General features: G+C 68.1%; 16 protein-coding genes. 6 read left to right on the forward strand and 10 right to left on the reverse strand.

Features of this window, described 5'->3' with window-relative positions; genetic code table 11:
- Positions 1 to 13: 13 nt before the first annotated feature.
- Positions 14 to 607 (reverse strand): peptide deformylase, encoded by a 594-nt coding sequence (locus tag KXD98_RS02305; RefSeq protein ID WP_260761684.1) that lies wholly within the window; start codon positions 605 to 607, stop codon positions 14 to 16.
- A 148-nt stretch (positions 608 to 755) separates the two neighbouring features.
- Between KXD98_RS02305 and KXD98_RS02310 the strand changes: the two genes are divergently transcribed.
- From KXD98_RS02310 to KXD98_RS02330, 5 genes are read left to right on the forward strand one after another with little or no spacing between them, the layout of a single operon-like run.
- Positions 756 to 1,064: a DUF3263 domain-containing protein gene (locus KXD98_RS02310; RefSeq protein ID WP_260761685.1), complete on the forward strand. Its 309-nt coding sequence runs from the start codon at positions 756 to 758 to the stop codon at positions 1,062 to 1,064.
- Positions 1,065 to 1,117: 53 nt separating this feature from the next.
- Positions 1,118 to 1,576, forward strand: a complete 459-nt coding sequence (locus tag KXD98_RS02315; protein WP_260761686.1) for a LytR C-terminal domain-containing protein — start codon at positions 1,118 to 1,120, stop codon at positions 1,574 to 1,576.
- Positions 1,577 to 1,601: 25 nt separating this feature from the next.
- Complete coding sequence (sodC, locus tag KXD98_RS02320) at positions 1,602 to 2,294, forward strand: superoxide dismutase[Cu-Zn] (RefSeq protein ID WP_260764933.1); 693 nt, start codon at positions 1,602 to 1,604, stop codon at positions 2,292 to 2,294.
- On the forward strand, positions 2,275 to 3,405 hold the full coding sequence (locus tag KXD98_RS02325) for a glutamate--cysteine ligase (protein ID WP_260764934.1): 1,131 nt from the start codon (positions 2,275 to 2,277) through the stop codon (positions 3,403 to 3,405). Before sodC ends, KXD98_RS02325 begins: the two co-directional genes overlap by 20 nt.
- A 2-nt stretch (positions 3,406 to 3,407) precedes the next feature.
- Entirely contained in the window at positions 3,408 to 4,040 is a 633-nt protein-coding gene (locus tag KXD98_RS02330; protein ID WP_260761687.1) for an LON peptidase substrate-binding domain-containing protein, read from the forward strand.
- Position 4,041: 1 nt separating this feature from the next.
- Here KXD98_RS02330 and KXD98_RS02335 read toward each other — a convergent pair whose 3' ends face one another.
- The 8 genes from KXD98_RS02335 to KXD98_RS02370 all read right to left on the reverse strand — a co-directional run bounded on the left by KXD98_RS02335 (position 4,042) and on the right by KXD98_RS02370 (position 11,739).
- The gene (locus tag KXD98_RS02335; RefSeq protein ID WP_260761688.1) at positions 4,042 to 4,812 is read right to left on the reverse strand and encodes an SAM-dependent methyltransferase; all 771 of its coding nucleotides are present in this window, start codon (positions 4,810 to 4,812) and stop codon (positions 4,042 to 4,044) included.
- Positions 4,813 to 4,871: 59 nt separating this feature from the next.
- Positions 4,872 to 5,210, reverse strand: coding sequence for a monovalent cation/H(+) antiporter subunit G (mnhG, locus tag KXD98_RS02340; RefSeq protein WP_260761689.1), 339 nt, complete (start codon positions 5,208 to 5,210; stop codon positions 4,872 to 4,874).
- A complete protein-coding gene (locus KXD98_RS02345; RefSeq protein WP_396883078.1) occupies positions 5,207 to 5,425 on the reverse strand; it encodes a monovalent cation/H+ antiporter complex subunit F in 219 nt (72 codons plus the stop codon). Before KXD98_RS02345 ends, mnhG begins: the two co-directional genes overlap by 4 nt.
- Before the next feature lie 53 nt (positions 5,426 to 5,478).
- Complete coding sequence (locus tag KXD98_RS02350; RefSeq protein WP_260764935.1) at positions 5,479 to 6,012, reverse strand: Na+/H+ antiporter subunit E; 534 nt, start codon at positions 6,010 to 6,012, stop codon at positions 5,479 to 5,481.
- Positions 6,012 to 7,613 (reverse strand): Na+/H+ antiporter subunit D, encoded by a 1,602-nt coding sequence (locus tag KXD98_RS02355; protein WP_260761691.1) that lies wholly within the window; start codon positions 7,611 to 7,613, stop codon positions 6,012 to 6,014. Before KXD98_RS02355 ends, KXD98_RS02350 begins: the two co-directional genes overlap by 1 nt.
- Positions 7,610 to 8,068 carry a Na(+)/H(+) antiporter subunit C gene (locus tag KXD98_RS02360; RefSeq protein WP_260761692.1) on the reverse strand — a complete coding sequence of 153 codons (459 nt, stop codon included), beginning with the start codon at positions 8,066 to 8,068 and terminating at the stop codon, positions 7,610 to 7,612. Before KXD98_RS02360 ends, KXD98_RS02355 begins: the two co-directional genes overlap by 4 nt.
- A complete protein-coding gene (locus KXD98_RS02365) occupies positions 8,065 to 10,935 on the reverse strand; it encodes a Na+/H+ antiporter subunit A (protein ID WP_260761693.1) in 2,871 nt (956 codons plus the stop codon). The genes KXD98_RS02360 and KXD98_RS02365 overlap by 4 nt, the downstream gene beginning before the upstream one ends.
- 99 nt (positions 10,936 to 11,034) lie before the next feature.
- The gene (locus tag KXD98_RS02370; RefSeq protein ID WP_260761694.1) at positions 11,035 to 11,739 is read right to left on the reverse strand and encodes a TrkA family potassium uptake protein; all 705 of its coding nucleotides are present in this window, start codon (positions 11,737 to 11,739) and stop codon (positions 11,035 to 11,037) included.
- Between the two features lie 85 nt (positions 11,740 to 11,824).
- Between KXD98_RS02370 and KXD98_RS02375 the strand changes: the two genes are divergently transcribed.
- Positions 11,825 to 13,321, forward strand: a complete 1,497-nt coding sequence (locus KXD98_RS02375; RefSeq protein ID WP_260761695.1) for a potassium/proton antiporter — start codon at positions 11,825 to 11,827, stop codon at positions 13,319 to 13,321.
- Between the two features lie 5 nt (positions 13,322 to 13,326).
- Here the strand turns inward: KXD98_RS02375 and KXD98_RS02380 are convergent, their stop codons facing one another.
- The gene (locus KXD98_RS02380) at positions 13,327 to 14,031 is read right to left on the reverse strand and encodes an aspartate/glutamate racemase family protein (protein WP_313901283.1); all 705 of its coding nucleotides are present in this window, start codon (positions 14,029 to 14,031) and stop codon (positions 13,327 to 13,329) included.
- Between the last annotated feature and the right edge of the window lie 6 nt (positions 14,032 to 14,037).

The following is a 14,037-nucleotide window of genomic DNA, read 5'->3' on the forward strand; positions in this document are numbered from 1 at the left end:
GTCGGCCGCCGGCTCAGTGCCCGAACGGATCGGGATCTTCACCGGGCATCCAGGACAATCCGGGCACGCCCCAGCCGTTGGACTTGACGGTGCGCTTGGCGCTACGGGCGTTACGGCCGATCAACCGGTCCAGGTAGAGGAAGCCGTCCAGGTGGCCGGTCTCGTGCTGGAGCATCCGCGCGAACAGGTCGGTGCCCTCGATGGTGATCGGGGTGCCGTCGGCGTCCAGGCCCGTGACCCGCGCCCACGATGCCCGCCCGGTCGGGAACGACTCCCCGGGCACCGACAAGCAGCCTTCGTCGTCGTCCTCGGGATCGGGCATGGTCTCCGGTATCTCGGAGGTCTCCAGCACCGGATTGACCACCACGCCGCGGCGGCGCAGGGTTTTGCCCCGCGCGTCGGCACAGTCGTAGACGAACACCCGCTTGGGCACCCCGATCTGATTGGCTGCCAATCCAACTCCATGGGCGGCGTCCATCGTGTCGTAGAGATCGGTGATGAGGTCGGCGAGATCGGCGGGCAGCGACCCGTCCTCGGCGACCGGCACCGGTTCGGTCGGGGTGTGCAGAACGGGATCGCCCACGATGCGGATCGGACGTACGGCCATGGACGGCAAGCTTAGTGTGGCGCCCGCGACGATATTTCGGCGCCGACGCGCGGCGATCCGTGACCCCGCCCGTGACTGAACCGTGATTGAATACTCGCCGGAACTACATGGATGTCATTCAGTTATTGTCGGAAAGGTCCAACAGCGAATGGACGGCGCGATCGCGCGGGCTGAGCAGTCCGGGGACGACACCGAACCCGCCGACGGCCTGACCCGTCGGGAGCACGACATCTTGGCTTTCGAACGGCAGTGGTGGAAGTACGCGGGTTCCAAGGAAGACGCGATCAAAGAGCTGTTCTCGATGTCGGCCACCCGCTACTACCAAGTGCTCAATGCGCTGGTGGACCGCCCTGAGGCACTGGCAGCCGACCCGATGCTGGTCAAGAGGCTGCGGCGGCTACGGGCCAGTCGGCAGAAGGCGCGTGCGGCGCGTCGGCTCGGCTTCGATGTGACCTGATCGCGACGCAAGCTTTGACCGCCGGGCCGACCGGGTCGATACAGTAGGCGCCGATGAACCAGCGAGATTCCTCAGGGCTGCCCCTGCGTGCCATGGTGATGGTCCTGTTGTTCCTCGGCGTGGTTTTCCTGTTGGTCGCGTTGCAGTCGCTCGGCGACGACCCCGACGGGGAGGAATCCTCGGTGGCCGCCACCGCGACCACGACGACCACCACCGCGCCACCGCCGCCGGCCGAACCGGCCCGGCCCGAGGTTCGGGTGTTCAACATCTCCGATGTCGAGGGCGCCGCCGAGACCACGGCCGACCGGTTGCGTGAGGATGGCTGGACGGTGGCCGACACCGGGAACCTGGAGCTACCCGAAACCACGGTGACCACCGTGTACTTCGGCGAGGCGCCAGAGGAGCAGCAGGCCGCCGAGGACATCGGCAGGCTGCTGGAAGCACCGGTGGCGCCGCGGCCCCCGCCACTGCTAGAGCAACCACCGGGAGTGATCGTCGCGGTCATTGGCTAGGCTCTTGCTCATGCGTAGGACCCCCATGCGTAGGACTGTTGCCGCCACCTTGTTCGCAGTGCCCGCCCTTGCGTTGAGTGCCTGCTCGCCCCCAGGGGAGGTCCCTTCCGATTCGCCCGGCACCACGCCGGCGATCTGGACCGGGTCGCCGTCGCCGACGGCCGGGCCCGATGGGCATGGAGCCGGCCACGGTGGCGGGGAAACGTTGAAGGCCGAACTTCGCGACGCCGACGGCACCGCCGTGGCCACTGCCGACTTCCAGTTCAGCGACGGCTACGCGACCGTCACGGTGGAAACCACCGGCGACGGTCAGCTGACACCGGGGTTCCACGGTCTGCACATCCACTCGGTCGGCACCTGCGAGACCGATTCGGTCGCGCCGACCGGCGGCGCCCGCGCGGACTTCAACTCCGCCGGCGGCCATCTGCACCGCGCCCGTGATGGCGACGATCACCCCGCCGCCGGTGACCTGACCTCGCTGCAGATCCGCGAGGACGGCAGCGGCATGCTGGTGACCACCACCGATGCGTTCACCGCCGAGGACCTGCTCGCCGACGAGGGTACGGCGATCATCATCCACGCCAACCCGGACAACTTCGCCAACATCCCGCCGGAGCGCTATCAGCAGATCAACGGCGATCCGCCACCGGACCAGACCACCCTGGACACCGGTGACGCCGGCGCGCGGGTGGCGTGCGGTGTCATCGGCCGCGGCTGACAGCCGGATCGAGTTCGCCGGGTCTGCCCGGCCGACTGTCGGCGTCGAATGGGAGTTCGCCCTCGTCGACGCCGAAAGCCGGGACCTGAGCAACGAGGCCGCGTCGGTGATCGCCGAACTCGGTGAGAACCCGCGCGTGCACAAAGAGCTGCTGCGCAACACCGTCGAGATCGTCACCGGGATCTGTGAGAACTCCGGTCAGGCGATGGACGACCTGGCCGACACCCTGCGACCGGTGCGCACGATCGTGCGGCAGCGTGGCATGGAGTTGTTCTGTGCCGGCACACACCCGTTCGCGCACTGGTCGGTGCAGAAGCTCACCGACGCGCCCCGCTACGCCGAGCTGATCAAGCGCACCCAATGGTGGGGACGCCAGATGCTGATCTGGGGTGTGCACGTGCACGTCGGGGTGAGTTCAGCCAACCGGGTGATGCCCATCATCACCTCGTTGCTGCACCAGTACCCGCACCTGCTCGCACTCTCGGCGTCCTCTCCGTTCTGGGACGGCGAGGACACCGGCTATGCCAGCAACCGGTCGATGATGTTCCAGCAACTGCCGACCGCGGGGCTGCCGTTCCACTTCCAGGAATGGCGTGAGTTCGAGGGATTCGTGGCCGACCAGAAGAAGACCGGAATCATCGACCACATGAACGAGATCCGGTGGGACATCCGGCCTTCGCCGCACCTGGGCACCATCGAGGTGCGGATCTTCGACGGGGTGTCGAACCTGCGCGAACTGTCCGCGCTGGTCGCGTTGACGCACTGTCTGATCGTCGACCTGGACCGTCGTCTGGAGGCCGGCGAGTCGCTGCCGGTGATGCCGCCCTGGCATGTACAGGAGAACAAGTGGCGGGCGGCCCGCTACGGGCTGGACGCAATCGTCATCCTTGACGCCGACAGCAACGAGCGGCTGGTCACCGAGGACCTCGACGATGTGTTGGAACGCCTTGCGCCGGTGGCCAAATCGCTGCGCTGCACGACGGAGCTGGCCCGGGTGGCCGACATCTACCGCACCGGAGCTTCCTATCAGCGGCAGCGCCGCGTCGCCGAGGAGAACGACGGCGACCTGCGCGCGGTGGTCGACTCGCTCGTCGGAGAGCTGGTGATCTGAGCGTGCCGACGGTGCCGATGTTCCCGCTGCAGGTCGCCATGTTGCCCGGCGAGGAATTACCGCTGCGCATCTTCGAACCGCGCTATACCGCTCTGGTGCAGGCATGTCTGGCCACCGAGGATCCGGCATTCGGTGTCGTGCTGATCGCGGCCGGCCGGGAAGTGGGCGGCGGGGACACCCGCAGCGACGTCGGGGCGCTGGCCCACATCAGCGAGTACGTCGACCAGGGCTCCGGACGATACCGGCTCAAGTGCACGATGGGGGACAGAATTCGGGTGCTGGAGTGGTTGCCCGACGATCCCTATCCGCGGGCGGTCGTCGAAGTGTGGCCCGACCAGCCCGGCGCGGCTGTCGACGTTGCGGCGATCCGCGACATCGAGGACCGGATGGTCGCGCTGTTCGAACGGATCGCCGCCAAGCGGGGCGTCGACGTGCGCGGCCGCGACATCGTGGCGGGAGCCGATGATTCCGGTGACGCGGCGATGTGGTTGTACGCGTTGACCACCCGGCTGCCGATGGGACAAGCGGACCGCTACGCGGTACTCGCAGCGCCGACGGTGGCTGAGCGCGTTGCGGCACTGTCCGATGCGGTGGACACCGTGGCCGCGATGGTGGACTTCCAGCTGTCGGATTGACCTACCGCACGGCACATAGGAAGGCACGTCGCGGCGTCAACTCGACGGCATCGTCGGGCACACAGCGGGAGTACCGGTCCATCAGGGTCTGTGCCCGCTCGACGGCGACCTGCCAGCCCAGTCCACACAGCTGCGCACACAGCGCGTCGGCCTCTGCCTCGGGGATCTCGACGGCGAGTCGGCTGGCCGGCCGGCTGAGCTCGGCGGCCAGCCTGACCGCTGCGGTGCGGTCGTCGCTCGACCAGTCGGGCAGGACCCCTTCCAGGGACCATGCGGCAGGTTCGGAACCGTCGAAACCCGCCTCCTGCAATGCCATCGACCAGTCGGTGCGCGGGTCGGCAGGCACCACGCAATGCTGGGCCGCGGCGTGTTCGGCGCGGCGGCCGTCCAGCGCAGCGCATTTGAAATCCAGCACCTCGTGGTGGTCGATCTCGAAAATCGCACTGCTCGACAACCACGGCAGCCGCCACGGCCGGGTATCCAGTCCGCTGGCCATGATGACCGCCTGGTCGACGCCGCGCGCACCCGCGGCGATGAAGTGCTCGTCGAACCAGCGGGTGCGGCACGCCACATAGGCTTCGTAGGCCGCCAACGGGCCGCCGTCGGCGCAGGGCCCCGGCTGCCAACCGCGGGCCGCGGCCGCCTGCAGCAATGGCTCGACGAACGGGTCGGTGAACAGCGGGCAACTCGAACGATTCTCGGCCGCACGCAGCGTGGCCGCCGCCAGCATGGCGTCGGTGCGGCTGGGTCTGCGCACCACCGGACTACTCATTGCAGCAAGATTCCCACTTTGCGGTCGGCCTAAGCACCACCGCCGACGCCGTTGGCGGGTCAGCCCTCGGGACGCTGGTCACCCAGTTCGTCGAGCGTCATCAAGTCTTTGCGGTAGGTGCCTTCGCGGTACACCACCTGACTGATGCGCATCGCGATCACCGGGGCGGTGATCACGGTGAACAATCCGGCCAGCATCAGCACGCCGACATCTGCGCTACCGCGCAGTCGGATCACGGCACCGGCCAATACCAGCAGCAAGCCGAGGACCTGGGGCTTGGAAGCCGCGTGCATCCGGGACAAGGCATCGGGGAAGCGCACTACTCCGATGGCAGCGGTCAACGCCAGCAGCGAACCGCCCAGCACGAGCAGCCCGGCGATCAGATCGAGGATGCTCATGACCGCGGACCGCCGTCCTTGTCGGGGACCCGGAAGCGCGCCACGCTCACCGAGCCGACGAAGGCCATCAACGACAGCGCGACGATGCCGTACTTGACCGTGGTGTCGAGGGTGTAGGCCGCCCAGGTCGCCAGGCCGCACAGCATCACCGCGACCAGGGTGTCGGTGGCCACCAGCCGGTCCATGGTGTTGGGCCCGGCCAGCACCCTGTACATCGTGATGGTCGCAGCCAGGCAGAGGATCACCGCACTGGCCCACCAGATCGCGGTCACGGCGCTGTCCCTTCCGGGGCCGGCTGCCATTCGTCGACGCGTTCGAACGCCGCGATCAGCAGTTTCTCCAAATGCCGGAGATCACGGTAGAACTCGTCGATCGCCCCATCCGGCCGGACGTCGAGGATATGAACGTAGAGCACCCGGTTGGCTTGGTCGATGTCGACGACCATGGTGCCGGGGATCAGGGTCAGGATCGCCGCGGTCAGCGCCAGCGTCAGGTCGGACTTGACCTCCATCGGTGCCCGGACCACGGCGCTGCGCGGCGGCGGCCCCGGGCGCACGGTGAGCCAGGCGATCTGGGTACTGGCCTTGATCAGATCGAGGACCACCCGGCCGAGCAACCGCAGCATCGACAGCGGATGCAGCCGACCTTGCACCGGGATCACCGGTAGCGGCAGCAGCACCGTGACCAGGATGGCGACGGCCAGACCGCCGAGGATATTGGCGGCCGACAACGTGCCCCACAGCAGCACCCACACCACGGTCAGCCAAAACACCAGCCCGATGCGCAGGCCGTACTTGCGCATCATGACGGCTCCCCGAGGACGGCGCTGATGTAGTTCTGCCGGTCGAACAGCTGGTGGCCGGCACGCTCGCTGTAGGCGAAGATCGGTCCGGCGAACACGGTCAGCGCGAGGCCGACGCCGATCAGCGCGACGCTGGGCACGACCATCCCCGGTGGCATCCGGCCGACGTCGGCGCGTTGGTCGAACTCGACGTCGCCGCCACCGTCGGCGATCAGCGCGGTCGGCACCGCCATGGACAGCCGGCCCTCCGGTGCCTCGGAGCGCGGACGCCAGAACGCCTTGGCGTACACCCGCGCCATCACATACAGCGTCAACAGGCTCGTCACGACGCCGCCACCCACCAGCATCCACGCCAGCACGGCGCCGTCCTGGGCACCGGCCTGCAGCACCGCGACTTTGCCGATGAAGCCCGAGAACGGCGGTATACCACCGAGATTGAGCGCTGGTACCAGATAGAGGGCCGCCAGCAGCGGGCTGGCCGCAGCCAGCCCGCCCAGCCGTCTGAGCGTGGCAGAACCACCCTGGCGCTCGATCAGACCCACCACCAGGAACAGCGTGGTCTGCACGATGATGTGGTGCGCGGCGTAGTAGATGGCCCCCGACATGCCCAGCTCGGAGGCCAGCGCTACCCCGAAGATCATGTACCCGATATGACTGACCAGGGTGAACGACAGCAATCGCTTGATGTCGTTCTGCGCGATCGCGCCGAAGATGCCCAGCAGCATGGTGGCCAGCGCGGCCACCAGCAGCACCGGGTCCAGCCCACCGTCGGGGAACAGCAGGGTATGGGCCCGGATGATCGCGTACACGCCGACCTTGGTCAGCAGGCCGGCGAACACCGCGGTCACCGGCGCCGGGGCGGTCGGGTAGGAGTCGGGCAGCCACGCATACAGCGGGAACACCGCGGCCTTGATGGCGAACGCCACCAACAGCACCGCGAACACCGCGCTGCGGGTGCCGGGGCTGACCTCACCGAGACGGTTGGACAGCTCGGCCATGTTCACGGTGCCCGCGGCGGCATACACCAGCGCCACGCCGGTGAGAAAGATCATCGACGCCACCAGCGAGACCATCACGTAGACGACCCCGGCGCGTATCCGCTGGGCATTGCCGCCGATGGTGAGCAGCACGAAGCTGGCAGCCAGCAGCACCTCGAACCCGACGAACAGGTTGAACAGGTCGCCGGCCATGAACGCGATGCAGACACCGGAGGCCAGCGCCAGGTAGGTCGGGGCGAAGATCGACACCGGCTGGCGATCGTCGCCGTCGCGCACGCCTTGGCCGATGGCGAACCAGATGACCGACAGCAGCACGATCGAGGAGACCACGAGCATCAGCGCCGAGAGCCGGTCGACGACCATGGAGATGCCCAGTGGCCCCATCCCCGGCTCGGACTGGCCCCAGCCACCGACCTGAACCACCAGGGTGTCGCCTCGGTCAGCCAGGTAGAGCAGCGCCACCGACACCGCCAGCACGGCGGTCAACGAGATCAGCGTGATCAATCGCTGCACCCGGGGCCGGCGGCCGGCGATCAGGGTGGCCGCCGCGCCCAGCATCGGGATCAGCGCCGGCAGCGGGATCAGTACCGCGGCGGCGCTCATTTCTCGTACTCCTCGTCGGGTAGATCGTCCAGCTCGGCAGGCTGGTCGGGCGCTCGTGGCGGTCGTTGCGTCACGACGTCGCGGTTCTCCTCGCCGGTCTGCTGGGCGACCCGAACATCTTCGGGGTCGCGCTCGATTTCCTCTTCGGTGGTCAGCTGATAGGAGCGATAGGCCAGCGCCAACATGAATGAGGCCACACCCATGGTGATGACGATCGCGGTGAGGATCATCGCCTGGGCCAGCGGGTCGGCGGTGATCTCGCGGCCCAGCACCGAGCGCCCGCGTACCGGGGGATTACCCGCCGGGCTCGCCACGATCAGCAGCAGCAGGTTGACCGCATTGCTGATCAGCAGCACACCGAGCAGCATCCGGGTCAGGCTGCGTTCCAACACCAGATAAACACCGCAGCTGAGCATCGCGCCGACGGCGACCAGGCCCACCAGTGAAGCGCTCATGAGGTCCCCGATCCCGACGGCGTCGGGGCCGCTTGCTCGGCGATCTCCTCGTCCAACCGTGCGCCGAGGCTGCGAAGGATGTCGAGCACCAGCCCGACCACGATCAGGTACACGCCGGCATCGAAGAACAGCGAGGTCACGAACTTGATGTCACCCAGGATGGGCAGGGTGACCTCGAATGTCGCCGAGGACAGCGCAGGTGCGCCGAGGAACAGCGAGACGACGGCAGCGCCGGCGGCCAGGATCAGGCCGGCGCCCAACACCTTGCCGGCGTCGAAGGGCAGTGCCTCGCCGAGTTCGTAGCGCCCCCCGGCCAGGTAACGCAGCGTGAGCGCCAGGCCGGCGGTCAGGCCGCCGGCGAACCCGCCGCCGGGGGTGTTGTGGCCGGTGAAGAAGAAGTACAGCGAGAGCACCATGATCAGCGGGAAGACCATCCGGGTGGCGACCTCCAGAGCCAGCGAACGCTCGGCCGGATCCCGGAACGCGGTGCCGCGCAGCAGACTGAAGGCCGCCGAACGTTCGGTGCCGTCGGCGCTGCGACGGGCCTCGGGGACCCGCGGCGCCGCGCCGAACCGCCGGTGCCGGAACACCATCGAGGCGATCCCGGTCGCGGCGATCAGCAGCACGCAGACCTCACCGAGGGTGTCCCAGGCGCGGATGTCGACCAGGATGACGTTGACTGCGTTGGATCCGTCGCCCAGGTAGTAGGCGGCATCGGGCAGCAGGGAGGCGACCGGCACCGTCTGGCGGGCGGCCATCGCGAAGGCCGCCACGGTGGCCACGGTCGCCCCGACTGCCAAGGCCAGCGCCGCGCGCGGCAACCGCAGTCGTGTCACGCTGGCGGCGTCGGTCTCGGCCGGCAACGTGCGCAGCACCAGTACGAAGACGACCAGCAGCACCGTCTCGACCAGGAACTGCGTCAGGGCCAGATCGGGTGCCCCGTGCAGAGCGAAGATCACGCCGGTGCCATACCCGGTGAGGCTGATGAGAAGCACGACGGCCAGCCGGTTGCGGGTCAGCGTCGCGCCGACCGCGGCGGCGATGATCAGCAGCGCCACCACAGCTTGCAACGGCGAGTCCCACAGTTCGAACTCGACTCGGTCGCGGGCGCCCCAGGCCAGCATCACGGCCGGAAGCAGCACCAGCGTGACCATGATGGTGGCCTGGATGGCCGGAACGGATCCGCGCTGGGTCAACGCGGTAGCTCGCAGCGAGAGCAGGTCGGCACCGCGGACCACGGCGTCGTAGCGTTCGTCGGCGTCGCCCAGCGACAGCCACCGGGAGCGGATGCGCGGCAACCGCCGGCGTCCGAAGAACGCCGCCGTGCCCACCGCGATCACCACCAGTGACAGCACCAGCGGCAGACCGAAGCCGTGCCACAACCCCAGGTAGTAGTCGACACCGCCGGGCACGGTGCTGGCGTAGGCCGCCAGTGCCGAGTCCAATGGCGACGGGAACACCCCGAAGACCAGGCCCGCTGTGGCCAGCACCGCCGGCGCGGCCAGGAAAACCCACGATGGCTGGTGCATCTGGGCGACCAGTCGCGAGGGTTCGGGCTGCCCCTTGCGGGCGAAGCCGCCCCAGACCACCCGCAGGCTGTACATGAACGTGAAGGTGGAGCCGAGCACGATCGCCGCCAGTACGAAAGGTGCTGTGGCACCCAGTGATTCGCTGGCCGCGAGGGTCTCGAAGGCGCCCTCCTTGGCCACGAAGCCGAACAGCGGCGGCAGGCCCGCCATGCTCGCGGCCGCGGTGACGGTGATGGCGAACAACACCGGACTACGGGTGCCCAGCCAGGCGAGCTGACGGATGTCGCGGGTTCCGGTCGCGTGGTCGATGATGCCGACCACCATGAACAGCGTGGCCTTGAACATGGCATGCGCGCAGAGCAGGGCCAACCCGGCCAGCATCATGTCGCCACCGCCGGTGCCGACCATCACGGTGATCATCCCGAGCTGGCTGACCGTGCCGTAGGCCAGGACCAATTTCAGATCGTATTCGCGCAGTGCACGCCACCCCGCGATGAGCAGGGTCGCCGTGCCCAGCACCACCACGGTCACCCGCCACAGCGCGACATCGGCGAACCCCGGCGTCATCCGGGCCACCAGGTACACGCCCGCCTTGACCATCGCCGCGGCGTGCAGGTAGGCGCTCACCGGTGTCGGAGCCGCCATCGCGCCCGGAAGCCAGAAGTGCAGCGGCACCAGCGCGGACTTGCTGATCGCACCGACCAACACCAGTGCCAGGGCGACGTTGACCGCCGCGCCGCTCGGTGGCGCGGCGATGAGTTCGGAGAGCAGGTAGGTGCCCGACACCGAACCGAGCACGATGACACCGACCAGCATCGCGAGCCCACCGGCGGTGGTCACCAGCAGCGCCTGCATGGCTGCCCGCCGGCTCGTGGCGCGTTCTGCGTAGTGGCCCACCAACAGGAACGACAACACTGTCGTCAGCTCCCAGAACACGTAGAGCACCAACATGTTGTCCGAGGTGACCAGGCCGAACATCGCTCCGGCGAAGGCGACCAGCTGGGCGGCGAAGCTGGGTAACCGGTCCTCCCGGTGACCGTCGTGATGGTGGAAGTACTCGGTGCAGTAGAGCAGTACCAGCGCACCCACCGCGAGGACGATGACGCTCATCAGCGCAGCCAGCGGGTCGAACCGCAGCGCGATGTCCATCGACAGGTCGGGCACCCAGGGCACGTCGACACGGGCTTCCCGGCCGTCGGTGGGCCAGTTCGTGACCACCCAGATCAGCGACCCGGCCGGTACCAGGGCGAGCAGCGGAAACGCCCGACTGTCCCAGCGGCGGACAAGCAGCGGCGCCACGGCGGCGGCAACCGCGTGGGCAAGCAGTATCGCGAGCATGGACTCCGGGGATCGGTGGTGTTTGCCGGCGAGACCGGCGAGGTCAGTCTACTTCAGGGCCGGTCGGGTGCTCGTTGCGGCTGCGCGGACTGCTCGTCCTCATCGGCGCTGAGGTGGGCGATCCGCGGGCCCGCCCAGCACCAGGGCCGAAATCTGGTCTTCGGCGTCGGCTGTGGCTACGAACAGCAGTTCGTCGCCGGCCTGCATCACCTCATGGGGCTCGGCGACCATCAGGTGTTTGACCCGCAGCAATGCCACCAGTGCACTGTCGGCGGGCATGCGCAGGGCACCCACCCGCCGGCCGACCAGCGGGCTGTCGACGGGCACCGTGAGCTTGGCCACGTTGGCCTGGCCGACCTGGGTGGGCAGCCCGCGGCCCAATGCCATCAAGCGCACCAGGTGGCCGACATCGATCGCTCCCTCCACCGCGGCGACCATGGCCAGCGGTGTCGACACCGCCACGTCGACCCCCCAGGCGTCGGTGAACAGCCACTCGTTGCGGGAGTCGTTGATCCGGGCGACCACCCTCCCGACACCGAATTCGGTCTTGGCCAGCAGCGCCATCGCCAGGTTGGCCTTGTCGTCGCCGGTGGCCGCGATCGCGACGTCACAGATCTGGATCTCGGCCTCCTGCAGCGAGGACAGTTCGCACGCGTCGGCCAGGAACCAGTCGGCGCCGGGCACCGTCGTGGGTGCATAACGGGCGATGTTCTGCTCGATCAGCAGCACCTTGTGGCCGTACCCGACGAGTTCGGCGGCAACCGACCGGCCGACCGCACCGGCACCGGCAACCGCTATCCGCATGGATGGCTCCTTCAGCCCCTGAAATACTTGCTGCGAGCTATTCGTCGACAACCCCGTCGACCAACCAATTGTGAATGAGGTCCGCTTGAGCCTGCACCAGCTGTACGTGGCGCTGTTGATCGGGGGCCTCGTTCTGCTGGCAAGCATCATCGCGACACGGTTGGCCACCGGCATCGGCCTGCCCAGTCTGTTGCTGTTTCTCGGTGTCGGCGTCTTTGTCGGGGAGGCGGGCCTCGGGCTGAATTTCGACGACGCGCAGCTGGCGCAGAATCTGGGTATCGCGGCGTTGGGCGTGATCCTCGTCGAGGGTGGTCTGACGACGAAGTTCAGCGACATCCGTCGCGTGCTCGCGCCGGCTACTGTGCTGGCGACGGTCGGGGTCGGCGTGAGTGCGGTGGTCACGGCCAGTTGCGTGCACTTCCTGCTCGGCGTGAACTGGCAGCTGGCACTGCTGCTGGGGGCGATCGTCTCGAGCACCGACGCCGCTGCGGTGTTCTCGGTGCTGCGGGTCGTGCCGCTGCCGCGGCGGGTGAGTGGGCTGCTGGAGGCCGAATCGGGATTCAACGACGCCCCCGCGGTGATCCTGGTGGTGCTGTTCGCCACGGTGCCGCTGGAGCTCGATCCCGGCCGCATTGCGGTGACGCTGTTCTACAACCTGGCCATCGGCATCGTGATCGGCCTGGCCTGTGGCTTCCTCGGCGCGGTCGCGCTGCGGCGCATCGCGTTGCCCTCGGCGGGGCTGTACCCGTTGGCGGCCTTCGGCCTGGGCATGCTGGCGTTCGCGGCCGGTGGTGCGGCCAACGCCAGTGCGTTCGTCGCGGCCTATCTGGCCAGCGTGGTGCTGGCCAACTCCGGACTGCCGCACCGTTCGGCGACCCGATCGTTTGCAGAAGGGTCGGGGTGGCTGGCCCAGATCGGGCTGTTCGTGTTGTTGGGTCTGCTGGCCTCGCCCGGTCAACTGATCGGCGACATCGTGCCCGCCGTGGTGGCCGGGCTGGTGCTGCTGCTGATTGCCCGGCCAGTGTCGGTGGTCGTGTCGCTCATCGGGTTCCGCATTCCTTGGCGCGAGCAGGCCTTCATCTCCTGGGCCGGTTTGCGGGGCGCGGTGCCGATCGTGCTGGCGACGTATCCGGTCGTCGAGGGCGTGCCCGACAGCGGACGCTTGCTCAACATCGTGTTCATGCTGGTCGTTGTGTTCACCCTGGTGCAGGGGCCGAGTCTGAAATTTGTCGCCGGCCTGCTGCGGCTGGTGCCGAGGGACGCCACCCGCGAGATTCAGGTGGACGCGGCACCGCTGGACGTGCTGGGCGCCGAGCTGATCACGATGACCGTGATGCCGGGTTCACGGCTGCACAATGTCACGGTGCTCGAGCTGCAGCTGCCCGACCCCAGCGTGATCACGCTGATCATCCGCGACGGTCGCTCCTTCGTGCCCCAGCCGACCACCCGGCTGCGCACCGATGACGAGCTGATGATCGTCACCACCACCGCCACAAGGGATCTCGCCGAGCGTCGGCTGCGCGCGGTCAGCCGCCGCGGCAAACTCGCGCACTGGTTCGACGAGTACGGCGACCCGGGTTAGCATCCTCATCGGCGCAGTTTGCTTGGCGGGGGTGCGAATTCGCCGCGTACGGACGTTCGTAGGTCCATGCGGACGAGTGCCTCCACCTGGGCGGTCGCTGCGGCCACTCCGTCGATGACCGGAACGTCCAGCTCGGCTTGTAAGCGGGCGCATAGGTCCGACATGCCGGCGCAACCGAGCACGATGACGTCTGAACCGTCGCTGACCAGCGCTTGCTCTGCGGCATCGCGAATGCCCTTATATGCCAGTGGCTCACGTTCGAGTTCGACCACGGGAATGTCACAGGCATGGATTCCACCGCACGCCGGCGCCACCCCGTACCGATGGGTGAGGTCTGCTATGTGCCCGATCGTCCGCGCCAGCGTCGTGACCACACTGAACGTGCGCCCGAGGTAACCAGCCGTTCGCATGGATGCCTCGGCGATCCCGACGACGGGTCCTCGGGCCACCTCTCGCGCGGCGAGCAGCCCCGGATCGCCGAAGCAGGCGATCACGTAACCGTGGTAACCCTCAGCCTCACCGGCTTCGACCTCCCGCAACACCCCGGCGGCGGCCAGAGCGTCGTCGTAGTGGCTCTCGATGGACTCCGGCCCGGTGGTGGGGTTGACCGCGTCCACGCGCGTGCCTGGGGCGACGCTGGCCCTGGCACTCACGGCGATCATTGCCGTCATCGACTCCGTGGTGTTGGGGTTGACGACCTTGATCCTTATCGGCGT

The sequence above is a fragment of the Mycobacterium sp. SMC-4 genome, assembly GCF_025263265.1.
Classification (GTDB): Bacteria; Actinomycetota; Actinomycetes; order Mycobacteriales; family Mycobacteriaceae; genus Mycobacterium.